20 protein-coding genes are annotated in these 23,536 nt (G+C 71.7%); 7 read left to right on the plus strand and 13 right to left on the minus strand.

Translation table 11 applies throughout. From position 1 onward, the window contains the following. Positions 1-25 precede the first annotated feature (25 nt). The 6 genes from AB4Y83_RS12095 to AB4Y83_RS12120 form a co-directional block, all read right to left on the minus strand. On the minus strand, positions 26-1,036 hold the full coding sequence (locus AB4Y83_RS12095) for a sulfate/molybdate ABC transporter ATP-binding protein (protein ID WP_442297031.1): 1,011 nt from the start codon (positions 1,034-1,036) through the stop codon (positions 26-28). Next, complete coding sequence (gene cysW / locus AB4Y83_RS12100) at positions 1,033-1,839, minus strand: sulfate ABC transporter permease subunit CysW (RefSeq protein ID WP_442275806.1); 807 nt, start codon at positions 1,837-1,839, stop codon at positions 1,033-1,035. Before cysW ends, AB4Y83_RS12095 begins: the two co-directional genes overlap by 4 nt. Continuing rightward, positions 1,836-2,804 (minus strand): sulfate ABC transporter permease subunit CysT, encoded by a 969-nt coding sequence (cysT, locus tag AB4Y83_RS12105; RefSeq protein WP_442275807.1) that lies wholly within the window; start codon positions 2,802-2,804, stop codon positions 1,836-1,838. Before cysT ends, cysW begins: the two co-directional genes overlap by 4 nt. Then, positions 2,801-3,832, minus strand: coding sequence for a sulfate ABC transporter substrate-binding protein (locus tag AB4Y83_RS12110; protein ID WP_442297032.1), 1,032 nt, complete (start codon positions 3,830-3,832; stop codon positions 2,801-2,803). The genes cysT and AB4Y83_RS12110 overlap by 4 nt, the downstream gene beginning before the upstream one ends. Positions 3,833-4,033: 201 nt before the next feature. Beyond that, positions 4,034-4,252, minus strand: coding sequence for a DUF5818 domain-containing protein (locus tag AB4Y83_RS12115; protein WP_442297033.1), 219 nt, complete (start codon positions 4,250-4,252; stop codon positions 4,034-4,036). A gap of 218 nt (positions 4,253-4,470) precedes the next feature. Continuing rightward, the gene (locus AB4Y83_RS12120; RefSeq protein WP_442297034.1) at positions 4,471-6,798 is read right to left on the minus strand and encodes a DEAD/DEAH box helicase; all 2,328 of its coding nucleotides are present in this window, start codon (positions 6,796-6,798) and stop codon (positions 4,471-4,473) included. A 176-nt stretch (positions 6,799-6,974) separates the two neighbouring features. Here AB4Y83_RS12120 and AB4Y83_RS12125 point away from each other — a divergent pair, with 176 nt between their 5' ends. The 5 genes from AB4Y83_RS12125 to AB4Y83_RS12145 all read left to right on the plus strand — a co-directional run bounded on the left by AB4Y83_RS12125 (position 6,975) and on the right by AB4Y83_RS12145 (position 13,694). Further along, positions 6,975-7,346 (plus strand): anti-sigma factor antagonist, encoded by a 372-nt coding sequence (locus tag AB4Y83_RS12125; RefSeq protein ID WP_020145193.1) that lies wholly within the window; start codon positions 6,975-6,977, stop codon positions 7,344-7,346. Continuing rightward, complete coding sequence (locus AB4Y83_RS12130; RefSeq protein WP_442297080.1) at positions 7,343-8,929, plus strand: DUF7059 domain-containing protein; 1,587 nt, start codon at positions 7,343-7,345, stop codon at positions 8,927-8,929. The genes AB4Y83_RS12125 and AB4Y83_RS12130 overlap by 4 nt, the downstream gene beginning before the upstream one ends. A gap of 76 nt (positions 8,930-9,005) precedes the next feature. After that, positions 9,006-9,752, plus strand: a complete 747-nt coding sequence (locus tag AB4Y83_RS12135; RefSeq protein WP_442275811.1) for a TetR/AcrR family transcriptional regulator — start codon at positions 9,006-9,008, stop codon at positions 9,750-9,752. 85 nt (positions 9,753-9,837) lie between these two features. Then, positions 9,838-11,568 (plus strand): ABC transporter ATP-binding protein, encoded by a 1,731-nt coding sequence (locus AB4Y83_RS12140; RefSeq protein WP_442297035.1) that lies wholly within the window; start codon positions 9,838-9,840, stop codon positions 11,566-11,568. After that, positions 11,568-13,694, plus strand: coding sequence for an ABC transporter ATP-binding protein (locus AB4Y83_RS12145; protein ID WP_442297036.1), 2,127 nt, complete (start codon positions 11,568-11,570; stop codon positions 13,692-13,694). The genes AB4Y83_RS12140 and AB4Y83_RS12145 overlap by 1 nt, the downstream gene beginning before the upstream one ends. A 103-nt stretch (positions 13,695-13,797) precedes the next feature. On the opposite strand, the gene AB4Y83_RS12150 is transcribed toward AB4Y83_RS12145, so the two are convergent. The 3 genes from AB4Y83_RS12150 to AB4Y83_RS12160 form a co-directional block, all read right to left on the minus strand. After that, a complete protein-coding gene (locus AB4Y83_RS12150) occupies positions 13,798-13,953 on the minus strand; it encodes a hypothetical protein (RefSeq protein ID WP_156415490.1) in 156 nt (51 codons plus the stop codon). A 101-nt stretch (positions 13,954-14,054) separates the two neighbouring features. Next, on the minus strand, positions 14,055-16,055 hold the full coding sequence (locus AB4Y83_RS12155) for a hypothetical protein (protein WP_442297037.1): 2,001 nt from the start codon (positions 16,053-16,055) through the stop codon (positions 14,055-14,057). 24 nt (positions 16,056-16,079) lie between these two features. Beyond that, positions 16,080-17,198: an AfsR/SARP family transcriptional regulator gene (locus AB4Y83_RS12160; protein ID WP_442297038.1), complete on the minus strand. Its 1,119-nt coding sequence runs from the start codon at positions 17,196-17,198 to the stop codon at positions 16,080-16,082. Positions 17,199-17,482: 284 nt separating this feature from the next. Between AB4Y83_RS12160 and AB4Y83_RS12165 the strand changes: the two genes are divergently transcribed. Together AB4Y83_RS12165 and AB4Y83_RS12170 are read left to right on the plus strand one after the other, a co-directional pair. Beyond that, complete coding sequence (locus AB4Y83_RS12165; protein WP_082619592.1) at positions 17,483-18,028, plus strand: murein hydrolase activator EnvC family protein; 546 nt, start codon at positions 17,483-17,485, stop codon at positions 18,026-18,028. Between the two features lie 262 nt (positions 18,029-18,290). Beyond that, on the plus strand, positions 18,291-18,821 hold the full coding sequence (locus AB4Y83_RS12170; RefSeq protein ID WP_056773829.1) for a hypothetical protein: 531 nt from the start codon (positions 18,291-18,293) through the stop codon (positions 18,819-18,821). Between the two features lie 80 nt (positions 18,822-18,901). Here the strand turns inward: AB4Y83_RS12170 and AB4Y83_RS12175 are convergent, their stop codons facing one another. The 4 genes from AB4Y83_RS12175 to AB4Y83_RS12190 form a co-directional block, all read right to left on the minus strand. Then, entirely contained in the window at positions 18,902-19,579 is a 678-nt protein-coding gene (locus tag AB4Y83_RS12175) for a peptidoglycan recognition protein family protein (RefSeq protein ID WP_442297039.1), read from the minus strand. Positions 19,580-19,714: 135 nt separating this feature from the next. Then, a complete protein-coding gene (locus AB4Y83_RS12180) occupies positions 19,715-22,306 on the minus strand; it encodes a hypothetical protein (protein ID WP_442297040.1) in 2,592 nt (863 codons plus the stop codon). A gap of 182 nt (positions 22,307-22,488) precedes the next feature. Then, positions 22,489-22,920: a redox-sensitive transcriptional activator SoxR gene (gene soxR / locus AB4Y83_RS12185; RefSeq protein WP_442297041.1), complete on the minus strand. Its 432-nt coding sequence runs from the start codon at positions 22,918-22,920 to the stop codon at positions 22,489-22,491. Further along, positions 22,921-23,484: an AAA family ATPase gene (locus tag AB4Y83_RS12190; protein WP_442297042.1), complete on the minus strand. Its 564-nt coding sequence runs from the start codon at positions 23,482-23,484 to the stop codon at positions 22,921-22,923. Between the last annotated feature and the right edge of the window lie 52 nt (positions 23,485-23,536).

The raw sequence follows: 23,536 nt of genomic DNA on the forward strand, positions 1-23,536 counted from the left end.
TCCAGCGGACCTGGACGCTCGGGCCTCAGATCGCGAGGGCCGGGTCGTGGTCGACGACGCTCGAGCGCCCGACGGCGCGCGCGTGGATCGTCTCCCCCTCCCGCAGCTGCAGCTCGGCGGCGTCGCGCCGGGTGATCTGCGCGGCGAACCGCTCGCCCGAGTCGGCCCGCAGGTCGACCCTGACCTCGAAGCCGAGGGGCACGACCCGCTCGACGACGGCGTCGATGACCCCGGGGGAGTCGGGCACCTTGGCGTCGAGGACGAGCGCCGTCGCGCGGTCGCGCTCGAGCGCGATGTCGTGCGGTCGCACGAGCTGCCCGCCGAGGTGCGCGACCGAGCCGAGGAAGCCCATGACGAAGTCGTTGGCGGGGCGCTCGTAGAGCGTGACGGGGTCGCCGACCTGCTCGATGCGTCCCTTGTTGAGCACGGCGATCCGGTCGGCGACGTCGAGCGCCTCCTCCTGGTCGTGCGTCACGAGCACCGTCGTCACGTGCACCTCGTCGTGCAGCCGGCGCAGCCACTGGCGCAGGTCGGTGCGCACCTTCGCGTCGAGGGCGCCGAAGGGCTCGTCGAGCAGCAGCACCTGCGGGTCCACTGCGAGAGCCCGGGCGAGCGCCATCCGCTGGCGCTGACCGCCGGAGAGCTGCGCCGGATAGCGGTGCTGGAAGCCGTCGAGCCCGACGATCTCGAGCAGCTCGTCGACCTTCTTGGCCGTCTCGGACTTGGGGCGCTTGCGGATCGTCAGTCCGAAGGCGACGTTGTCGCGGACGGTCATGTGCTTGAACGCGGCGTAGTGCTGGAAGACGAAGCCGATCCCGCGCCGCTGCGGCGGCTCGTCCGTGACGTCGCGGCCCTCGATCGTCACGGTGCCGGAGTCGAGCTCCTCGAGGCCGGCGATCGCGCGCAGCAGGGTCGACTTGCCGGAGCCGCTCGGTCCGAGCAGCGCGGTGAGCGAGCCGCTCGGGATGTCGAGGCTCACGTCGTCGAGCGCGGTGAACGAGCCGTAGTCCTTGCGGGCGCTGGTGACGGTGATCATCGGTCGCTCCTCTTGCGGTCGAGCAGGGTCATGAGCAGCAGCACGACGAGCGCGATGCCCATGAGCAGGGTGGCGGCTGCATACGCGCCGTAGGTGTTGTGGTCGTCGATGTAGCGGGAGTGCACGAGGAGCGTCAGGGTCTGCGAGACCCCGGGGAAGCCGGAGCTCACCATGATGACCGCGCCGAACTCGCCGAGGGCCCGCGCGACCGTCAGCACGACGCCGTAGGTCAGGCCCCACCGGATCGCCGGGAGGGTGATGCGCCAGAACGTCTGCCACCCGTTGGCCCCGAGCGTCGAGGCGGCCTGCTCCTGCTCCTGGCCGATCTCGTGGAGCACCGGCTCCACCTCGCGCACGACGAACGGCAGTGTCACGAAGATCGTCGCGAGCACCATGCCCGGGATGCCGAAGATGACCTGGAAGCCGGCCCGGTCGAGCGCACCGAACCACCCGCCCGCGCCCCACAGCATGATGAGCGAGACGCCGACGACGATCGGTGACACCGCGAACGGCAGGTCGACCACGGCCTGCAGCAGCCCTCGTCCGCGGAAGCGTCCGCGCACGAGCGTGAGGGCGGTCGCGACGCCGAAGACGACGTTGACCGGGACGGTGATCGCCACGATGAGCAGCGACAGGTTGAGCGCCGACTTCGCTGCCGGTGTCGAGATCGAGGCGATGAACTCCGAGAGCCCCGGCTCGAAGGTGCGCCAGAGGATGACGCCGATCGGCACGGCGAGCAGCACGAAGAGGTAGCCGAGCGCGACGACGCGCAGCGACAGACGGGTGCCCCGGGAGACCCTCATGCGTCACGCTCCTCGCGCCGCTGGCTGCGGCTCGACACGACGCGCAGCAGCAGCAGCGTGACGAAGGCGATGGCGAGCAGCGCGACCGAGACCGCGGCCGCGTTGAGCGGTCGGTCGATCTCGATCTGCTGCTGGATGTACTGCGAGGCCACCTGGGTCTCGCGGGGGATGTTGCCGCCGATGAGCACGACCGAGCCGTACTCGCCGATCGCGCGGGCGAAGGCGAGTCCGGTGCCGCTGAGGATCGCCGGAGCGAGGGTCGGCAGCACGATGCGGCGGAACGTCGTCCAGGTCGTGGCTCCGAGGGAGGCCGCAGCCTCCTCGACCTCGCGGTCGGCCTCGATGAGGACGGGCTGCACCGAGCGGATGACGAACGGCAAGGTGACGAAGAGCAGCGCGACGACGAGCCCCCAGCGCGTCGCGTTGAGCTCGACACCGATGGGGCTGTTGGGCCCGTAGAGGGAGAGCAGCACGATGCTGGCGACGATCGTCGGCAGCGCGAACGGCAGGTCGATGACGGCGTTGACGAACCGCTTGCCGCGGAACTCGTCGCGCACGAGCACCCACGCGACGAGCGTGCCGAGCACGGCGTTGATGAGCGCCACGACGGCCGACACGAGCACGGTCACCCAGAGGGACGCGAGCGCGGCGGGCGCGGTGACCGCCTCCCAGAACCCGGCCAGGCCCTCGTCGAACGCCGCGACGGTCAGCGCCGCGAGCGGCAGCAGGACGATGACGCTGAGCCACAGCGTGACGATGCCGATGCCGAGCGGTCGGCGCAACCCCCTCAGGCCCTTGCCGTGGCGTGTGCGTCGCGCCGCGCCACCGGACCCCGCACCGTGGGGCGCGTCGTCGCCCCGAGGACGTATGCCGTCCGGCGCGGTCGCGCCCGGACGCGGCGGCAGGGGCGCCGCGTCCGTCTCCGGATGCGGGCCCCTGCGCTGCTGGTCGGTGTCAGACGTCACTGGGTCGCCTGGTCGTAGATCTTGGCGATGTCACCGACGTCCTTCTTGAAGAGCGTGCTGTCGACGGTCTTCCAGCCACCGAGGTCGGCGATGGTCCAGAGCTTCGTCGGGGCGGGGAACTTCGAGGCGTACTCCTGGGCGACGCTCGGGTCGACGGGACGGAAGCCTGCCTCGGCGAGGAGCTTCTGCGCCTCCGGCGTGTAGAGGTAGTCGTTGAACGCCGTGGCCGTGGCGAGGTTCTTGCTGCCCTTGAGCACGGCGGCGGGGTTCTCGATCTTGAACGTCGTGGGCGGGGTCACGTGCTCGACGGGGTCGCCGTTCTTCTCGATGAAGAGGGCCTCGTTCTCGTAGCTGAGGAGCACGTCGCCGCTGCCCTGCAGGAACGTCTCGGTGGCCTCGCGACCCGACTTCGGCTGGACCTTCACGTGGTCCTTGACGAGCGCCGAGACGTACGCGAGGCCGGCAGCCTTGTCGACGCCGCCGTTGCTCTTGGCGGCGTACGGGGCGAGGAGGTTCCACTTGGCCGAGCCGGACGAGAACGGGTTGGGCGTGACGACCTCGAGGCCGGGCTTGAGCAGGTCGTCCCAGTCCTTGATGCCCTTGGGGTTGCCCTTGCGCACGACGATCGTCACGACGGAGCCGAAGGGAATTCCCTTGTGCTCGTTGGCATTCCAGTTCGGGTCCACGAGCCCGGAATCGACGAGGCGCGTGATGTCGGGCTCGACCGAGAAGTTGACGAAGTCCGCCTCGGCGCCGGCAGCGACCTTGCGACTCTGGTCGCCCGAGGCGCCGTAGCTCTGCTGGAACTGCACGCCCTGACCGGCCTTCGTCTTCTGGAAGGCCGGGATGACGACGTCGAAGCCCACCTTCGGGACGGCATACGCGTAGAGGTTGATGGTGCTCGTCGCGGCGGCGGCTGCGGTGCCCGGTCCCGCGGCGGTGTCGCTGGCCCCGCCACCGGCACACGCGGTCAGACCGAGGGTCGCGGTGACGGCGATGGCGGCGAGGGCGATCGAGGGGCGGCGCATGTCGGGCTCCTGAGGGGTGCGGTCCGGATCGGGGTCGCGCCGCGGGGTGCGGCGGGCCGGGTCGGTCGGCAGTCGACGGGTGGCTGCTTTCCTATCCGGTGCATGGGAGTTTCGAATAGCGATGCGTTACTGGTCAAATAACTCGGCATTATGTCTCAGAGTGTGGTCCGGCCCCGCGGTCCGGTCCGACGGACGCCGGACTCAGTCGCCTCGAGACAGGGAGCGCACGCGCAGCACCGGCCCCACCATCGACACCGTGGCGAAGTCGGTGGCGGCGTCCCCGCTCACCGTCACCCGGGTGCCCGGCTCGGCGTCGATCGCCCACCCGGGCGGGAGCATCAGCTCCCACGTCGTCCCGTCGTCGGCGTCCAGCACGAGAGGCCGCATCTCGACCTCGACCCGGCGCAGCGTCCCACGCACGACGACCGAGGGGGCAGGCCGGCCGGCGGCGCCCCCCGTGATCCCGACCCACGGTCCGGCGCCGGCGTCCGCCGGAGGACCCTGCGCGTCGGACGACCCGGACGACCCGGACGACCCGGATGACCCGGACGGGCCGGACGGGCCGGACGCCCGCGGCGGCCGAGACGGGCCCGGACGCCCCGGACGCCCCGGACGTCCGGGTCCGTCCGGTGGCCGGTTCACCGCGCGCCCCCGGCCGCTGGGCCCGCGTGACGCAGGACGAGGTCGAGCAGGGCCACGGCGCCGCGTTTGTCGAGCGGCTCGTTGCCGTTGCCGCACTTGGGCGACTGGATGCACGACGGGCAGCCCTCCGGGCACTCGCACGAGTCGATGGCGTCGCGGGTCGCGCTGAGCCACGGGCGGATCCGTCGGTAGCCGCGCTCGGCGAAGCCCGCACCGCCCGGGTGTCCGTCGTAGATGAGGATGGTCGGCAGCCCCGTGTCCGGGTGCAGTGCGGTGGAAACCCCGCCGATGTCCCAGCGGTCGGCGGTGGCGAAGAGCGGGAGCATCCCGATGGCGGCGTGCTCGGCCGCGTGCGCCGCCCCGGGTATGCCGTCCTCCGCCACCCCGGCGGCCGCTAGGTCCAGGGCGGGCATCGTCCACCACACGGCCTTCGTCGCGAGCGACCGGGGCGGCAGGTCGAGGGGGTGCTCGCCGAGCACCTCTCCGCCGGGCAGGCGGCGCAGGAACGAGGTGACCTGGTGGCGCACTGTCACGTGGCCGAACGAGCACCGGAGTGGCCCCCACTCCTCGTGCTCGGTCTCGTGGACGATCTGGAAGTCGCTGACCGACTGCGCCTGGGTCGTCCAGCCGGGGTCACCGCGCACCGCGAAGGCGGCATGGTCGTCGAGGTCGAGCTCGGTGATCACCCACGTCTGGCCCTGGTGCAGGTGCACGGCGCCGGTGTGCACCTGCGAGTGCGCGCTCGAGTCGTCGACGGTGCCGACGACGCGCCCGGTCCGGGTCTCGATGATCCGCACGGGCTCGCCGGCCCCACGCAGCGACAGGTGGTCGGCCGGCCGGTCCTCACGCCCCCAGAACCAGCCCCGCGGCCGCTTCTTGAGGATGCCGCGGGCGACGAGCGCGTCGAGCAGCACGCGCGTCTGCGGCCCGAAGATCTCGACGTCGGCCTCGGTCACCGGCAGCTCAGCGGCCGCCGCGGCCAGGTGGGGACCGAGCACGTGCGGGTTGTCGGGGTCGACGACGGTGGCCTCGATGCCGCGGCCGAAGATCGCCTCCGGGTGGTGCACGACGAACGTGTCGAGCGGGTCGTCGGCGGCGACGAGCACGGCCAGCGACCGCTCTCCGGAGCGGCCGGCCCGCCCGGCCTGCTGCCACAGCGACGACAGCGTGCCCGGCCATCCCGCGAGCAGCACGGCGTCGAGGCCGCTCACGTCGACGCCGAGCTCGAGGGCGTTCGTGGCCGCGAGGCCGAGCAGCTCCTTCGCGCGCAGGGACCGCTCGAGCTCGCGTCGTTCCTCCGGGAGGTAGCCGCCGCGGTAGGCGGCGACCCGGTGCTCGTCCGTGACGGGCACCCGCTCCTTGGCGATCCGCGCCACGACCTCGACGCCGGCCCGCGACCGCGCGAACGCCACCGTCTGCACGTGCTCGCGCACGCACCCGGCGAGCAGCTCGCCCGTCTCGGTGATGGTGCTGACTCGCGACGGCTGCCCGGTCTCGTCGACGAGCAGCGGGGGCTCCCAGAGGGCGAACGTCATCGACGCGCGGGGCGAGCCGTCCCGCGTCACCGGGGTCACCGGCATACCGAGGAGTCGGGAGGCGTGCTCCTCCGGCTCGGCCACAGTGGCGGACGCGAAGACGAAGGTCGGCTCGGAGCGGTAGCGCGCGGCGACCCGCCGCAGCCGTCGCAGCACCGCTGCCATGTGGGCCCCGAAAACGCCCTTGTAGACGTGGCACTCGTCGACGACGACGTAGCGCAGCGCCCGCAGGAACGAGCTCCACCGCTCGTGCCCGGGCAGCAGGGAGTGGTGCAGCAGGTCGGGGTTGGTGAGCACGAGGTTGGCGTGGTCGCGGATCCAGCGCCGCTCGTCGGTGGGGGTGTCGCCGTCGTAGGTCGCCGGGCGCACCGCGGGCAGCGCGAGCCGGTCGATGCGGCTCAGCTGGTCGGCGGCGAGCGCCTTGGTGGGGGAGAGGTAGAGCCCGGTGGCACCGCGCCCGTTCGGTGCGCCCGCCCCGGCGATGATGTCGCTGAGCATCGGCAGGTGGTAGCCGAGGCTCTTCCCGGAGGCCGTCCCCGTGCTGACGACGACGTGCCGGCCGGCGTGCGCGGCCTGTGCCACCTCGACCTGGTGCGACCAGGGTGCCTCGATGCCGGAGGCGAGGAGGGAGCCGAGGAGCGCCGGGTCGACCCATTCGGGCCACTCCCCGAGCACAGCACGGCGAGCGGGCACCTCGTGCACGTGCACGAGACGCTCGGGATGGTCGCCGACGAGCGTGCGCAGAAGGTCCTCCGGCACGGGTCCCGCGGGCGCTGACTCCCCGTTCATGTGGAGCAACCGTATGCCGTCGGGGTACGGTAACCGACGAGCGGGGCATGTTACTGCGCGGTCGGTCACGCGGGGGGAACGTGACGGATGGAGAACGGTCAGCACGACGTCAGGACCGGACCCGCGCAACCCGCGACCAGAAGCTGTGCACGTGTGGGCACAAGGAAGGGGCACAGGTGGATCTCTCGATCACCCGAGCCGACCACGGCGAGCAGACCGTGGTGCACCTCGGCGGCGAGATCGACGTCTACACCGCGCCACTCGTGCGCGAGAAGCTCGACGAACAGATCCAGAGCGGGCGCACGCAGCTCGTCGTCGACCTCACGGACGTGACCTTCCTCGACTCGACGGGGCTCGGGGTGCTCGTCGGGCGGCTCAAGCTCACCCGAACGCGGGGCGGTTCGATGCGCCTCGTCGGCACCGACGACCGCGTCCTCAAGGTCTTCTCCATCACCGGTCTCGACAAGGTCTTCGAGATCCACCCGACCCTCGACGCGGCGCTCGCCGCGAGCGTGGCCGGGGCGAGCGCGCCGGGCGAGGGGTCCTGAACGACACCCCCGTCGTCGATCGGTCCCTCGTCGCGCTGCTGCGTGCCGACCTCTCGGCGGCTCGTTTCACCGTCGACGGCATCGCCGACCGGCTCGGCCCGGTGGCGTCCGCGGCCCTGCACCGTGAGCAGCCGCTGCCGGCACTCCTCGCGACGGAGTCCTCAGCCACGTCGGTGGACGATGCGTGCGGCGTCCTCGTGCGCCTCTTCACCCTCGGTCGACCCGTGCGCGCGTCGGCCCTCGGCGCCGCCCTGCCCTCGCTCGGGGTCGAGGGGGCGGTACGCCTCGGGCTCGTGCGCCTCGAGGGCGGCCGCGCCGGCTTCRCCGCCGACCGGTGGGCGCCGCCCGAGCGCGACGTCGTCGCGACGTGCGACCTGCGCCCGTACGGCGACGACGCCCACGACTGGTGGGTCGCCTCCGACCTCTCCGAGCTCGTCCTCGGTGGGYCCCTGCGTCCCGACCACGTGCTCGGCATCGGCGGCGCCTCGACGACGCTCGCGTCGTGGACCGTCCGGCGTCCGGTCGACCGCGCGCTCGACCTCGGCACCGGCTGCGGCGTGCAGGCCCTGCACCTGACCGGCCACGTCGGCGCGATCGTCGCCACCGACATCTCGGAGCGGGCGCTCGCGTATGCCGGCTTCAACCTCGCGCTCGCTGCCTCCGAAGGCGTGGGTGCGGTCCCCGACGTCCAGCTGCTCTCCGGAGATCTGCTCGATCCCGTTGCGGGGCAGGAGTTCTCGCTCGTCGTCAGCAACCCGCCCTTCGTCATCACACCCCGCGACGAGGGTGTGCCGCTCTACGAGTACCGCGACGGTGGTCGCGCGGGTGACACCCTCGTCCGCTCCCTCGTGCGCCAGGTCGGCTCGGTGCTCGAGCCCGGAGGCGTCGCCCAGTTCCTCGGCAACTGGGAGGTCCCGGCCGGGCGCACGTGGCGCGACGTCTGGGGTGACTGGCTCGACGAGCAGGCCCGGGACGGGATCGCCCTCGACGCCTGGGTCATCCAGCGCGAGTCGCAGGACCCCGCCGAGTACGCCGAGCTGTGGGCCCGCGACGGCGGTGCCCAGCCCGGCAGCGAGGCCCACTCGCTGATGTATGCCGCGTGGCTGCGTGACTTCGCCTCGCGCGATGTCGAGCACGTCGGGTTCGGGGTCGTCACGCTCCAGCGGCCGGCCGCCGACCGCGGCACGTGGCGCTCCCTCGACGAGGCGCACGGGCCCGTCGCCGCCCCGATGGGACCGGCGATCGATGCGGGGCTGCGGGCCCGGACGTGGCTCGCCGAGCACTCCGACGAGGACGTCCTCGACGTCGCGTGGTCGTGCGCCCCCGACGTGACCGAGGAGCGGCACGGGGTCCCGGGTGCCGAGGACCCGAGTGTCATCCTCGTCCGGCAGGGCGGAGGGCTGGGACGCGTCGTCCGCGCGGGGACGCTGCTGGCGGCATACCTCGGCGTGGCCGAGGGCGAGCTGACGGCGGGGGCGGCGCTCGACGCCATCGCGACGGTGCTCGGGCTCGACGCCGCCGACGTGCGCGCGGAGGTGCTCCCGCAGGTGCGCGACCTCATGGCAGACGGGCTGCTCGTCTGACGTGCGCGGGCCGACCCGGGGGCTGGTCTCGCCAAACCACTTGTGAGTGAGCGCTCACTCATTCATGATGGACAGCGTGTCGACACGTGTGGAGGGCCAGCGACCCGGTCAGCGGGCGGCCCCGATGAACCCCGACGACCGCCGGGACGCCCTCATCGAGGTCTTCGTCCGGCTCGCCCACCGTGAGGGGCGCAAGCCGACGACGAGCGAGATCGCCCAGGAGGCCGGCGTTGCCGAGGGCACGATCTTCCGGGTCTTCCCGACCAAGGAGGTCCTCGAGAAGGAGGCCGTGCAGGCGGCGTTCTGTCCGGCCCCCGTCCGGCGCCGCATCTCGGCCATCGACCCCGAGGGATCGCTCCGGGACCGGCTCGTCGACTTCACCCGCATCATGCAGCTGCGCTTCACCGAGGTCTTCGGCCTCATGGGTGCCCTGGGCCTGAGCCAGCCGCCCAACCGCGGACCGCACCAGGCCTGCTACGACGCGGGGCGGCACCTGCGCGGGCACGCGGACGAGGAGGAGGAGCACGTCGCCGCGCACCAGCCCCTCCTCGAGACCATCCACCACCTGGTCCACGACGATGACCTGCTCGTCGTCCCGGCCGCCGACCTCGTCCACCGGATCCGGCTGCTCACCTTCTCGGGCAGCCACCCCGGCATCGCCGACGGACAGGTCCTGACCCCCGAGGAGATCGTCGACACCGTCCTCTTCGGCCTGATGCGGCGGCCGAGCACCACAGAGAGCGGCCTGTCGATCGCCGAGCTCCACGCGCAGCTCGGCGGCGACCCGCGGGTGCTCGCCGCCGACGAGGGGTCGCGGCCGTGAAACACCAGTTGACCCTCACCCCGCGTGAGTCCCTAGCGTTCCCGAGCGACACCACACCACCCGTCGCGCACCGAAAGGCACCGACATGCTGATCCGACTGCTCCGCAGTCACCTGCGTCCCTACTCGGGCCAGATCGTGCTCATCTGCCTGGCCCAGCTCGTCAGCACCATGGCTTCGCTCTACCTGCCGAGCCTCAACGGCGAGATCATCGACCAGGGCGTCGCCAAGGGCGACACGGCCTTCATCATCAGCCACGGCGGCATCATGCTCGCCGTCAGCCTCGTGCAGATCGCCGCGTCGATCGCCGCCACCTTCCTCGCGGCCCGCGTCGCGATGGGGATGGGCCGCGACATCCGCGGCAACGTCTTCGGCACGGTCGTCGACTTCTCGGCGCAGGAGGTGACGCGCTTCGGGGCCCCGACGCTCATCTCGCGCAGCACCAACGACGTGACCCAGGTCCAGATGGTCGTCTTCATGGGCTTCGCCCTGCTCGTCACGACGCCGATCATGATGGTCGGCGGCATCATCATGGCCCTGCGCGAAGACGTCGGGCTGTCCTGGCTCGTCGCCGTCGCAGTGCCCCTGCTCGGCCTCGTCGTCGGCCTCGTCATCTCCCGGATGGTGCCGTGGTTCGGGCGGATGCAGACCTCGCTCGACGGGGTCAACCGCGTCATGCGCGAGCAGATCACCGGCATCCGCGTCGTGCGCGCCTTCGTCCGCGAGGAGCACGAGGAKGCCCGCTTCGCCGAGGCCAACGGCCTGCTGACCAACGCCGGCCTCCAGGTCGGACGCCTCATGGCGCTCGTCTTCCCGATCGTCATGGTCATCTTCAACCTCTCGACCGTGGCCGTCATGTGGTTCGGCGGGCACCGCATCGCGTCCGGTGACATGCAGATCGGCGAGCTGACGGCCTTCCTGTCCTACCTCGTCCAGATCCTCATGGCCGTCATGATGGCGACCTTCATGGCCACGATGATCCCGCGTGCCGCGGTCTCGTCCGGCCGCATCCAGGAGGTCCTCGACACCGAGTCGTCCGTCGTCGAGTCCGTGCAGCCCCTGAGGATGGCGCCCGCCGCCGCGGGCCTCGAGCTCGCCGGTGTCGACTTCCACTACCCGGGCGCCGAGGCGGCCGTGCTGCACGACGTCAGCTTCCGGGCCGACCCGGGTCGCACGACGGCCATCATCGGCTCGACGGGTGCCGGCAAGACGACGCTCCTCGGCCTGATCCCGCGTCTCTTCGACGCGTCCGCGGGCAAGGTGCGGGTCGGTGGCGTGGACGTGCGCGACCTCGAGCTCGACGACCTGTGGAGCAAGATCGGGCTCGTCCCGCAGAAGCCCTACCTCTTCAGCGGCACGGTCGCGACCAACCTGCGCTACGGCAACCCCGACGCCACCGACGACGAGCTGTGGGACGCCCTGCGCATCGCGCAGGGCCAGGACTTCGTCGAGGCGATGGGTGGGCTCGACTCGGCCATCGCGCAGGGCGGCACCAACGTCTCCGGCGGCCAGCGACAGCGTCTCGCCATCGCCCGGGCCGTCGTCAAGCGCCCCGACATCTACCTGTTCGACGACTCGTTCTCGGCCCTCGACCTGTCGACCGACGCGCGCCTGCGCCGGGCCCTGCGGCCCGCCACGGTGGGCAGCACCGTCGTCATCGTGGCCCAGCGCGTCTCGACCATCGTGGACGCCGACCACATCATCGTGCTCGAGGACGGCCGCGTCGTCGGCCAGGGCACGCACGACCAGCTCCTCGACTCCTGCGTCACCTATCAGGAGATCGTCGAGTCCCAGCGCAGCGCGGAGGAGGCGGCCTGATGGCCGAGGGAGTCAAGACGGCCGAGGAGAAGGCCGCAGAGGTCCGCCGCGGACCCGCACGCCGGGGCGGCCCACCCCACATGCAGATGGGCCAGCCGGGCGAGAAGTCGCTCAACTTCGGCCCGTCGGCCAAGCGCCTGCTCGGTCGGCTGCGGCCGCACCGCGTCAAGGTCGTCGTCGTCCTCGTGCTGGCCGTCGCGAGCGTCGCGCTCAGCTCGATCGGGCCGAAGATCCTCGGGCGCGCGACCGACCTCATCTTCGCCGGTGCCATCGGCAGCACCATCGAGGCGCCGCCCGGCACCACCAAGGAGCAGGTCGTCGACAGCCTGCGTGCGCAGGGACAGACGACGTATGCCGACCTGCTGAGCAACGTCGACTTCACCCCGGGTGTGGGCATCGACTTCGACGCCCTCGCTCGCGTGCTGCTGGTCGTCGTCGCGCTCTTCGTCGCCGCGTCGCTGCTCATGTGGATCCAGGGATGGATCCTCCAGGGCGTCCTCCAGCGCACGATGTACGACCTGCGCCTGGAGGTCGAGGCCAAGCTCAACCGGCTGCCCCTCCCGTACTTCGACAACCAGCCCCGCGGTGAGCTGCTGAGCCGCGTCACCAACGACATCGACAACGTCGGCCAGTCCCTGCAGCAGACGATGTCGCAGCTGCTCACGTCGCTGCTCACGGTCGTCGCCGTGCTGGGCATCATGTTCTGGATCTCCTGTGAGCTCGCGCTCATCGCGCTCGTCTCCATCCCGATCTCGATCGTCGTGACGGCACTCATCGCCAAGCGCTCGCAGAAGCTCTTCATCCAGCAGTGGCGCAACACGGGTGAGCTCAACGGCATCGTCGAGGAGACCTTCACCGGGCACGGGCTCGTCAAGGTCTACGGCCGCCAGAAGGAGACCCAGGCGAACTTCAAGCAGAAGAACGACGAGCTCTTCGAGGCATCCTTCGGCGCCCAGTTCATCAGCGGCATCATCATGCCGGTCATGATGTTCGTCGGGAACCTCAACTACGTCGCGATCGCCGTCGTGGGTGGCCTCCGCGTCGCGTCGGGCACGATGAGTCTCGGTGACGTCCAGGCCTTCATCCAGTACTCCCGGCAGTTCACGCAGCCGCTGACGCAGGTCGCGTCGATGGCCAACGTGCTCCAGTCCGGCGTGGCCTCGGCCGAGCGCGTCTTCGAGGTGCTCGACGCCGACGAGCAGGAGCCCGACGCCGCCACACCGTCCCGCATCGACGACCCGCACGGAGCCGTCGCCTTCGAGTCGGTCGCCTTCTCCTACACGTCCGAGAAGCCGCTCATCGAGGACCTCGACCTGTCGGTGCAACCCGGTCAGACGGTCGCCATCGTCGGTCCGACCGGCGCCGGCAAGACGACGCTCGTCAACCTCATCATGCGGTTCTACGAGCTCGACGGTGGACGCATCACCCTCGACGGCGTCGACATCCGCGACCTGACCCGCCACGACCTGCGCGCGCGGATCGGCATGGTGCTGCAGGACACGTGGCTCTTCGGCGGCACGATCCGCGACAACATCGCGTACGGCCGTCCCGGCGCCACCGACGAGGAGGTCATCGCGGCCGCCAAGGCGACCTACGTCGACCGCTTCGTCCACTCCCTGCCCGACGGCTACGACACCGTGCTCGACGACGAGGCGTCCAACATCTCGGCCGGCGAGAAGCAGCTCGTCACGATCGCGCGCGCGTTCCTCTCCGACCCGGCGCTGCTCATCCTCGACGAGGCCACGAGCTCGGTCGACACGCGCACCGAGCTGCTCGTCCAGCACGCCATGGCGGCGCTGCGGTCCGACCGGACGAGCTTCGTCATCGCGCACCGCCTGTCGACGATCCGCGACGCCGACCTCATCCTCGTCATGGAGGACGGACGCATCGTCGAGAAGGGCACGCACGCCGAGCTGCTCGCGACCGGCGGCGCCTACGCGACGTTGTATGCCGCCCAGTTCGCGGGTGCCGCGGCCGACCTCGACGAGACGGCGGGGGCACCCGGCGCTGCGGACGGCATGCCCGAGATGGCGACTGTCGGGGCCGGTGCGCCCGGCCCGGCCGGCGGACCCGGCGTCCCGACGCCCGACTCCGCGGTGCCGGCGGACGGGGGTCCCACGAGCTGAGCCGTCACGGGCCCACGTGGGCCCGCGAGCACGGACACGACTGCCGCGCCGACCACGAGGTCGGTGCGGCAGTTGCGTCCGGCGTCAGACCCGGTGGGGTGGGTCAGGCCGTCTGGGGCGGCGTGGGGTGGCAGGAGCCGTCCACGCTCTGGAAGGCGCACCAGCTGGGCGGCGCGGCCTGGGCGGTCACGGAGGCACCCGTCATCCCGAAGAGACCGGTGACGACGACGGCGGCGGCGACGCGAGCGACAAGCTTCATGAGGTGGCTCCCCTGGTTCTCGAGGCCCGTCGGGTGAGGGCCCTTCCTGGTGCAACGGACCTTACGGAGGGTGCGCCAACAAACGGCTAACAACGGCGGCGTCAGTGCCGGAGATGGGCCGGCAGGCGCAGCGCACCGGGCTCCAGGTCGAGCCGCTCGAGGATGGCCCGGCACTCGGTCCGGGTGGGGTCGTCACCGCTCGCCGGGTCTCCGTCGGCCGGCTCGCCGGCATCGAGGTGCGCGGCGCACCGGGCCTCGCGAGCCAGGTCGCAGGCCAGCTCGAGCGGGTCGCCCGCCGCCCGCCGCGCGGCCACCAGTCGCTCCACCCGAGGGCGGGCGTCGTGCCACCGTCCCGCCGCGGTGTCGAGGTCGACCCGCAGGCGCAGGACGTCGAGGTCCTCACCCGACCGGGCGTGGGCGTCGAGCCGCGGCCGCGCCGACTCGTACTCCGTGGTGGCGTCGACGAGCGCTCCACGACCGAGGTGCACCCGCGCGAGAGCCAGGTGGCAGTGTGCCTCGCCCAGGTCGTCGCGCACCTCGCGGGCCAGCGCGAGGGCCTCGTCGAGCAGGGCCCGGGCCTCGTCGAAGAGGTCGAGGTCGACGAGTCCCTCGGCGCGGGTGACGAGCCAGATGCAGGTCGAGCGGCGGGAGCCCAGCTCGCGCGACTCGGCCACCATCGCGGCTAGGAGCGGGTCACCCTCGGCGGGTAGCCCCATGTTGCGCAGGAGCACGCCGCGGTGGGCATCGGCGGTGGTGCGCGCCGCGCGGTCATCGCGAGCGACGGCCAGCTCGGCTGCCTGCTCGTACCAGCCCAGCGAGGCCGCGAAGTCCCGTCGCACCATAGCCGCCCACCCAAGCTGCGACAGCGCGCGCTGCTCGAGGGGTCCGTCGCCGACGCGCCGAGCCGCGTCGAGGAAGCGTCTCGCGACGTCGGGCAGCTCGTCGTGGCGGTGCTCCTGGGCGAGGACGCCGAAGAGGGCGGCGAGCAGCTGCGCCGAGAGACGCTGGTCGGCCTCCTCCGGATAGTCGTCGAGCGCGATGCGCAGCACCCGCTCGCGCTCGTCGTCGTAGGCCCGGATCGTGAGGAACGTGCGGATGGCCAGCGCGATGCGTGCCGCGAGCTCGCGGTCGTCGCGGGCGACGGCCGCGTGGACGGCGCCTACGAGGTTGAGCCGCTCGGACTCGAACCAGTCGGCGGGCGACTCCGACGCGGCGCGCACCGCGGCGTCGGTCGTCGGACCCGCCGGGTCGTCGGAACCCCGGACTCCGCCGGGGTCCAGCCGGGCGTCGGCGACGTCGCTGAGGGCGAGCCACTGCCGGGCCAGCTCGATGGCGAGCGCGTCCGAGTCCGAGACCGGCTCGGTGTCGGCCAGGGCCTCTGCGGCGAGCTCTGCGACGAGGCTGTGCACGCGGAAGCGCGGCTGCCCCGCCGTGTCCCGCCCGGTCGGCTCGACGAGGTGGCAGTCGATGAGCTCGTCGAGCGCTCGGGCAGCCCCACCGGCGCGTGCGCCGCGACCACCCCGGCCACCACCGTGGACACCGTCCGGGGCGCTAGGCCTGCCGCCGACGCTTCCGCTGACCCTTGAGCCGGACGGGGCCGAGCCGCGTTCGAGGAGCAGGGCGGCCACCCACCCGGGCCAGTCGCCGGAGGGGGCCAGCGCGAGGCGACGGAAGAGGACACCGGCGGCGGGGGACAGGTCCGTCACCGACGTCGTGATGCTCGCCCGGACGTCGATGTCGCCGACCGACAGCTCGTCGAGCCGGGCGTGCTCGTCGCTGAGCCGGTCCCGGAGGTCCTCCAGCCGGAGGTGCTCGTTGGTCGCGAGCTTCGCGGCCGCGACGCAGAGGGCGAGCGGCAGGTGCCCGCACAACGTGCCGATCTGGACGAGGACCCCGGCCCCGTCGACGTCCTGCGCCCCCGACAGCTCGGCGAGCATCGACGTCGCGTCCTCGGGCAGCAGCGGGGGGATCGTGTGCCGGTGCACACCCGGCAGTCCGGCCAGCTTGCTGCGCGAGGTGACGAGGGCTGCCGACCCGGCGGACGTCGGGAGGAGGCGGCGCACCTGGGCCTCGCTCGAGGCGTCGTCGAGCACGACGAGCACGCGCTTGCGGTCGACCGTGCTGCGTTAGAGCGCGACCCGCTCGTCCGGGTCGGCCGGGATCGACGCGTGCTCCACGCCGAGGGCCCGGAGGAAACGGCCGAGGACCTCGTGGCCGTCGGCGACGCCCGATGGGCCGGCCCCGAGCGAGGCGTGCAGGGTCCCGTCGGGGAACGCGTCGGCGATCTGGTGGGCGGCGGCCACGGCGAGGGCCGTCTTGCCCACCCCGCCGACGCCGGCGAGGACGACGATCGCGGGCGGGGCTGACGCCGGGGCGTCCCCGCGACGCCGGGTGAGCTGCGCCAGGACCGAGCCGAGGATGGGCTCGCGTCCGACGAGGGTCCAGGTCATCGCCGGCAGCTCGCGCGGCACGGTCCGTGGCCGCGGCCGGGTGGGCGCCAGTGGAGCGCCGCCGAGGATCTGGGTGTTGAGCTCGCGCAGGGCACGGCCCGGCTCGACCCCGAGCTCGTCGAGGAACTGGCGACGGACCTGGCGGTAGGTGTCGCTGGCCTCCTGCCGGCGCCCGGTGGCCGCGAGCGCCCGGATGCGATGCTCGTGCAGCCGCTCGTTCCACGGGTCGGCCTGCAGGTGCTGCGAGGCTGCGCTGAGGACCTCCTCGTGGCGTCCACCGGCGGCGAGGGACTCGAGGAGCAGCTCGACGGCGGCGATCCGCTCCTCGGACAGCCCCTGGATCAGTGCCTCGGTGCCGGTGTCCGAGCTCGCCGGGACGGCGTCGCTGAGTGGCGCGCCCCGCCAGAGCTCGACGGCGCGGGCGATGGTGTGGGCTGAGTCCTCATCGCCGGCGGCGCGCTGGGCCCGGGCCTGCATGAAGAGGCTGCGGAAGTCGGCGAGGTCGAGCCGGTGCCGCGTCATCCGCAGCTCGTAGCCGAAGGGCCGGGTCGTCACGAGGGCCGGGTCGTGGGCTGCCAGCCTGCGCCGCAAGCCCGCGATGAGGTTCTGCAGCTGCTGGCGGGCCGTCGGCGGTGGCTCGTTCCACAGGGAATCGATGAGCTGCTCCGTGGGCACGAGCCGGTCGGCGCCGACGAGCAGGAGGGCGAGGACGAGCCGCTCGCGGCCGCTGCCCAGCCGAATGGGGGCGCCGTCGTCGTCGAGGGCCTCCACCGGCCCGAGCACCCGGAACTGCACAGGGCCATTGAACCCGACCTCGGCCGTGGCCGCCCACCACGCGGGCGTCGTCTTCGGGGAAGGCCCCGAGAATTCACCTCACGACACCGTGCGGGAAAAGGGGTTAACGAATTGTTAGCGCCCCCGTGGACATTCATCCCAAGCCACGGCGCGGTCATCCCCGAGCGCGTCTGGCGGTGGGGCGACACCCSTCGCCCCACGCCCCCGCACCTTTCTCGTCCGCCCGGTCGAGTCGTCGCGGAACCAGCCCCGGGGGACCGCCAGGAAATGAAGGAGTCAATGTCATGAACATGTCCACGCGAATGAAGCGCACCGCCGTCGCCGTCGCCACGCTCGCCGCCGTCGGAGCCGGCACGGCAGTCAACGCCGTCAACGCCGACGCTGCAGGCACGCGCCCGCTGCTCAAGGTGCCCTTCACGTGCCAGCAGGAGTGGCGCGGCCAGACGTGGCAGGGCCACAACCCCGACCGCGCCATCGACTTCAACCAGGGGTCCGGCGACTTCGACCTCGGCAAGGCCGTCAAGGCGAGCGCCGGCGGCCGGGTCTCCGCGGCCGGAAACGTGGGCAGCGGCTACGGCAACCGCATCATCATCGACCACGGCAACGGCTGGAGCACGCTCTACGCCCACCTCAACTCGATCAACGTCAGCGTCGGACAGAACGTCGCCGACACGACGACGATCGGCACCGTCGGCAAGTCCGGTGGCCAGGCCACGTCCCACCTGCACTACGAGCAGCGCGCCGACGGCAGCCCGGTCAGCATCAAGTTCGGCACGAGCACGTGGGTGGCCTACTACACGACCGACTACTTCACCCGCACCAACTGCTGAACGGTGCTCCCGCTGGCTCAGGGGTCTCGCGGGAGACGCGTCTGACGGCGTATGCCGCTGGGTGGGCTCGTGCACGGCGAGCCCCGCCCGGCGGCATACGACGTTTCGTGGAGGTCTTTCTCCAGCTCGTTCGCGACCGTTCTCGACGGGATTTCGGCTATTACCGGATTGTTAGTCGGGAATGGCATTTTGTGCATCATCAGAAACCTGAAGCCGCATCGTGAGAAGGGCTCGCGACGGCACCGGATAAGGAGACGAAGAAATGCCGACGATGTCCCGCCGCACCATGCTCCGATCGGCCCTGGCCACGACGATGATCGCCGCTGCCGTCACCGCGGCACCCGCCGCGCCGGCCAGCGCGGCCCCCAACGACCCCATCAGCCGGGCCGACGTCATCGCCCGGGCCCAGAACTGGATGGACCGCAACGTCCAGTACAGCCAGACCGGCACGGCCACGGGGCCCGACGGCGTCTACAGCTGGCGGCGTGACTGCTCGGGCTTCGTCTCGATGGCCCTCAAGCTGGGCCCCACCGGGCTCAGCGCCCCGAACACCTCGGCCCTGGCGACGTCGACCTACAGCTTCGGCATCTCGCGGGCCAACCTCAAGGCCGGCGACTTCCTCGTCGACCCGGGCAACCACACGGTCCTCTTCCAGAAGTGGGCCAACGCCGACCACACCCAGTTCTGGCTCTACGAGGAGTCCAACTCCACGAGCGACATGAACCACCGCATCGCCAACCTCAGCACCTACGCCGGCTACCTCGCCCGCCGCGCGAACAACATCCGCGACTGACGCCGGTCGCCGGCTGACAGGACAGCGCCCGCCCCGAGGAGGGGCGGGCACTGTCCTGTCGTGCGTGCGACCCGCGAGGACTAGCGTCCGGTGCGCTCGAGGGCCTGGCGCACCGAGTCCCGGATCGAGACCATGTCCCAGTTGTAGGGGTCGATGGCGCCGGTCGGGCTTGTCTCGCGGTGGGCACGCACGTGGTGCTGGTCGCGACCCAGGCGAGCGACGATCGCCGCTGCGGCGACGATCGCGTTCGACTTCTGCAGATTCGTCGCGTACTGCGTGGGCTCGTGGTCGGTCGCTGCGTACTCGACCTCGATGCCGACGTAGACCGCGTCGCCGTCTCCCTCGGGCAGCGGGCCGCTCGCGTCGGCCCGGCCGGCGTGGCTCGCGCGTCCGGCGGCGACGACCCAGGCCTCGCCGTTCCGGTCGACGAGGACGTGGCACAGCGGCCCGACGTGGCCGGAGCGTCCGTCGACGAGGCCGTCGAGCGACGGGTGCGGGTCGGACGTCGTGGCGAAGGCCGCGGTGTGGTGCAGCAGCACTCCGCGGGGATCGAAGTCGCCCGGACGCGTGCGCGTCGTCCAGCCCGAGGACTCGTGCACGACGAGGCCTGCGTCGCGCAGAGCCTTCGCCAACCACGTCAGAGCTCCGGTCTCGTGCCGGGCCGGGCCGGCTTCCGGCTCCGTTGGCGAGGGGGTGGGCCCGGTGCCGGCAGCGTCGTCGCTCGCGGCCCCGGACCCACCGAGCGGCAGCGTGCGCATGGAGGTCTCCGTTCGGGTGCGGACCGGGCGGTCCGGTCACGACCCGACGATCCCAACTCCCAGTAACAACGGGCTAACCCGCTCGGGACGTCGGCCCATGGCGTTCAGGTGTCTCCGGCGGCCACACCGGCCGTGTCAGTACGGACGGCGCAACCAGGCCCGCAAGTGCTTGGCCAGCCCGGTCTCAGCGGTGGCATCGGTGTCAGCGGCCGGCCTGCATGCGCGGACGACCGTGTTTGCCACATCGGTGGCAAGAGCAGCACGTTCGGTCTTCGTCAGGGACGCGAGGAGGGCGAGACGGGCCATCCCTCGACGGTCGAGGTCGTCGAGGATCTCGATCGACCACGTGCTCAGCGCCACCGACCGTTGCGTGAGTCCCTCGTGGAGACAGGCGAGCTCGCGTACTGCCGCGCATGCAGCCAGCGGGGCGTAGGTGTCGACGCAGAGCTTGCCGACCGTGGCGCGGGCGACGACCCGGGGCGTGCCGTAGCCCATGGCCTTGAGGCGGTCGGCCAAGGGCTCGACCGTGGTCAGCTCGAACCAGTTCGTTCGCGGGGGGCTGAGGAAGGCGGTCCGGTACGCCGGGCGCAGCTTGAAGGCGGTGAGCTGGGGGTCATGCTCCGCCCAGTCCTTCAGCTTGCCGGCGAACGCGACGTGCTGCAGCAGCCTCACGGCCTGTAGGTCATCGACGTCGTACCCCAGACCGGGTGCGCCTGACCACATGAGGTCGTTGCGGGACGCGAACGTGCAGGCCTCGTTGTAGATGCCGTAGATCCCCGTGGGCCCCTCCGCGTCCGCGGTGGACCTCGGCAGTCCCATGAGCCTCAGGGAGCCCTTGATGTCGTCACGGTACTGGGCCTTGAACGCGCTGATGCCGTCGGTGTCGGCCGGGTCGGGCTCCACCGTGACCGAGAACTCCTTGAGCGCCGTCTTGGCCGTGACTCGGTAGTCRTCCTGCGACGGCAGGACCGTCACCTTGAGGTTGTGCTGGGCGTATGCCGCGTTGACGAGCGTGAGCGCGCGCGTGTACTCGGCGCGGAGCGCGAGCGCATCGATGTCGAGCTCGCCCTCGAGACCGACGAGCCGCCGGCGGTAGTGGACGAGGAAGCTCTCGTAGTCGCGCAACGTCGACAGGTCGTCCGTGCCCCGCTGCTGGGTGTGACGGAAGGCCAGCGCGGCGGCGAGGTTGCCCGGGTCGTCCGAAAGGGCCCGGCCGAGTAGCTCGCCGGAGCGTGAGACGTCACGACCGGTCTGCGGCAGCGTGGTGCCGATGTAGTGGTAGCCAAGGCTCTTCCACGACGAGGTCCCCGCCATGCCGCGCCTGATCGATCGATGGCTGGAGGCCATCGTGACGAGGACGAACGCGGCCGCCATCCGCAGGGTGGGGTCGTCCGGGGTGCCGTCGGGCGTCGCGTCCGAGTCCCCGGATGCCGCCTCTGACGACGCTGCGGCAGGGGTCGGTGGGGATTCGGCGACGAGACCCAGGACCATCGGATCGATGATCGCCGAGCCCGCTGAGCGACCGTTGCGGACCACGGTGACGACGCGAGCGCTTGAGTCGCCCTCGATCGTCGCGGTCCACGGCGTCACTCCGGAGAGGCTGCGCACGAGGTCCTTGAGCACCTTGAGAACGGGGTTGTCGGGCAAGGTCGAGAAGGCACCGTCGAGAGCCGTCACGTCAGCACCACGCGGCACCTCCAGTCCCTTCGGAGCCTCCGCGCCGAGCTCGCTGAGCAGGGCGACGACCGTCCCGATCTCCGCCGCGTCCTTGGGACCGGTGACGTTGAGGCGGATCCGGGTGGCCAGCCACCAGGAGGTGAGCCAGACCGACAGGGTTGCGGCCAGCGCGGCGAGACCGATCACCGAGGCGAGCTCGACCGCGGGTGGCTGGTTGTCTCCCCACAGCAGACGCACCGCCAGCCCGACGAGCGCCAGGCCCCCGGTGAGCGTCGCGAGCAGCAGAAGCGCGCTGGAGCCATCGAGCTTGCGCTGGTCGGCTCGTCGGGCCGCCACCACGGCGGCGACCGACCCGATCATCGTGGTGCCGAACACCGTCCAGGTCATGAGCCTCGACGTCGGCGGCGTGGCCGCGTCTGCAACGGCGAGCGAGGCGAGCACCGCGGCGGCCAGCATGAGCGCTATTCCGGCGCGAAGGACGGCGCCGCGGAGACGGTCGTTCGGGAGGTCGTCAGCATCGGGCCACTCCCGGACGGCGAGGGCTGTCAGTCTTGCCACGACGAGGAGCAGCAGCGGAACGGTGAGCACGACGAGCAGCAGCCCACCGAGGGGCGACAGCTGCTCGTCGACGAACGCGTTCCACTCATGCTGGAGCCGGGCGATCGTCGGCTCTGCGGCAGCGACATCGGTGAGCACGGCTGCCGCTTCCGCGTTCTCCTTGTCGTGCGCGAGTGCGGCCGTCGCGTAGTCGCCCGCCGAGTCGACCTTGCCGGCGAGGAGCTCCACCTCGGCCTTGGTGGCGAGTGACACGGCGGTCTGTGTCTCGGTGCGGGCCAGGGCCGCCTCCTTGACGCACCCGACCGCGAGCTCGAGGGCTCGTTGCGGTAGTCCCTGTTTGACGAGTGCCGCGGCAGCACCGCAGTCGCTCGGCGTCGGGGGGGCTGCTCGGGCGCTGGACGCCGACGCGCCCACAAGCGTCAGCAGGAGCAGCAGCGTCGCAGTGCCGATCGCGCGGCGCGTGCGACGATCTCGGCCGATGTGCGTCTCCACGGTGTCCCCTGTTCGCTCGGTCCCGTCCGGCGATCGTGGTGTCCTCTCGATGGTCCCGCGTACGAGGAGCATGCGCACAAGAACGACAAAACCCGGTCGAGGCACGTGCCGGACGAATCGCGGGACGCCGGCGTCATCGCCCGGCGGATGGCATACGCCCTCGGTCCGACCAGGCGACGGGCTCAGGGCTCGAGGAGGACGGCCCCGGGGCCGTGGTCGGCCAGCACGTCGGACGGGTTGTTGAGCGCGCACGTGCGCAGGCTGAGGCAGCCGCAGCCGATGCAGGAGTCGAGCTGGTCGCGCAGCTTCTCGATGCGGCGGATCTGCTCGTCGAGCCGGCCGCGCCAGGCGCGCGAGAGGCGGGCCCAGTCCGTCGCCGTGGGGGTGCGCGCGTCGGGGAGGGTCGCCAGCGCGGCACCGATCTCGTCGAGGGACAGCCCGACCCGCTGGGCCGCCCGGATGAACGACACCCGGCGGATCGTGGCCCGCTCGTAGCGGCGCTGGTTGCCGGTGGTGCGCACGGAGGTGATGAGCCCGAGGTCCTCCCAGTAGCGCAGCGCGGAGGTGGCCGCGCCGGTGCGCTCTGCGACCTGTCCGATCGTCAGGCCGGACACCTAGGAGATCCTCGCCTCGGCCAGGCGGGCGAGGATCTCATCGACCGTCTCGTCCGGCGTCTGCTGCGAGCTGTCGAGCCACAGCCCGATGTGCGGCGTCTCGGTGCGCACCTTGTGGTCGAAGTCGCGGATCGACCAGAGGTCGCCGTAGCCGACCTTGACGCGCTCGGACTCGCGCTGCATCACGGTGCCGACGTCGGGCGCGAGCATGACGAGGCTGAGCGGTCGCGCCGTCAGCCGGTCGAGGAAGGGCTGCAGGGTCGTGCCGACGAAGAGGTCCTGGACGACGACGGTGAAGCCGGCCGCGGCGTACTCGTCGGCGGAGTGGGCCGCGATGGCGTGGCGCAGCGCGAGCTGGCGTTCGGCCTCGGGGTCGCCGTGCGGCGACATGTCGACGCGGCCGCGCACAACGACGCGGCGGAACTCGTCACCGCGCAGGTGCACTGCGCGCGTGAAGCGCTCCGCGAGGAGCTGGGAGACGGTCGACTTGCCCGCAGCCATGACGCCGGTGACGACGATGACCTGCGGGATGTCGACGGCGGTGTGGAGGGCCCGGTCGCTCACATCGCACCACCCTAGGCGCCCCCGGGCGAAAAGTCGTCAGAGTTCATGTGGC

Source organism: Terrabacter sp. RAF57 (assembly GCF_052113925.1).
Lineage (GTDB): Bacteria > Actinomycetota > Actinomycetes > Actinomycetales > Dermatophilaceae > Terrabacter.

Bases quoted from the DNA above. Each gene is read 5' to 3' on its own strand.
- AB4Y83_RS12095 (WP_442297031.1), bottom strand. From the start codon at position 1,036: ATGATCACCGTCACCAGCGCCCGCAAGGACTACGGCTCGTTCACCGCG.
- cysW (WP_442275806.1), bottom strand. From the start codon at position 1,839: ATGAGGGTCTCCCGGGGCACCCGTCTGTCGCTGCGCGTCGTCGCGCTC.
- AB4Y83_RS12110 (WP_442297032.1), bottom strand. From the start codon at position 3,832: ATGCGCCGCCCCTCGATCGCCCTCGCCGCCATCGCCGTCACCGCGACC.
- AB4Y83_RS12120 (WP_442297034.1), bottom strand. From the start codon at position 6,798: ATGAACGGGGAGTCAGCGCCCGCGGGACCCGTGCCGGAGGACCTTCTG.
- AB4Y83_RS12145 (WP_442297036.1), top strand. From the start codon at position 11,568: ATGGCCGAGGGAGTCAAGACGGCCGAGGAGAAGGCCGCAGAGGTCCGC.
- AB4Y83_RS12150 (WP_156415490.1), bottom strand. From the start codon at position 13,953: ATGAAGCTTGTCGCTCGCGTCGCCGCCGCCGTCGTCGTCACCGGTCTC.
- AB4Y83_RS12165 (WP_082619592.1), top strand. From the start codon at position 17,483: ATGAACATGTCCACGCGAATGAAGCGCACCGCCGTCGCCGTCGCCACG.
- AB4Y83_RS12170 (WP_056773829.1), top strand. From the start codon at position 18,291: ATGCCGACGATGTCCCGCCGCACCATGCTCCGATCGGCCCTGGCCACG.
- AB4Y83_RS12175 (WP_442297039.1), bottom strand. From the start codon at position 19,579: ATGCGCACGCTGCCGCTCGGTGGGTCCGGGGCCGCGAGCGACGACGCT.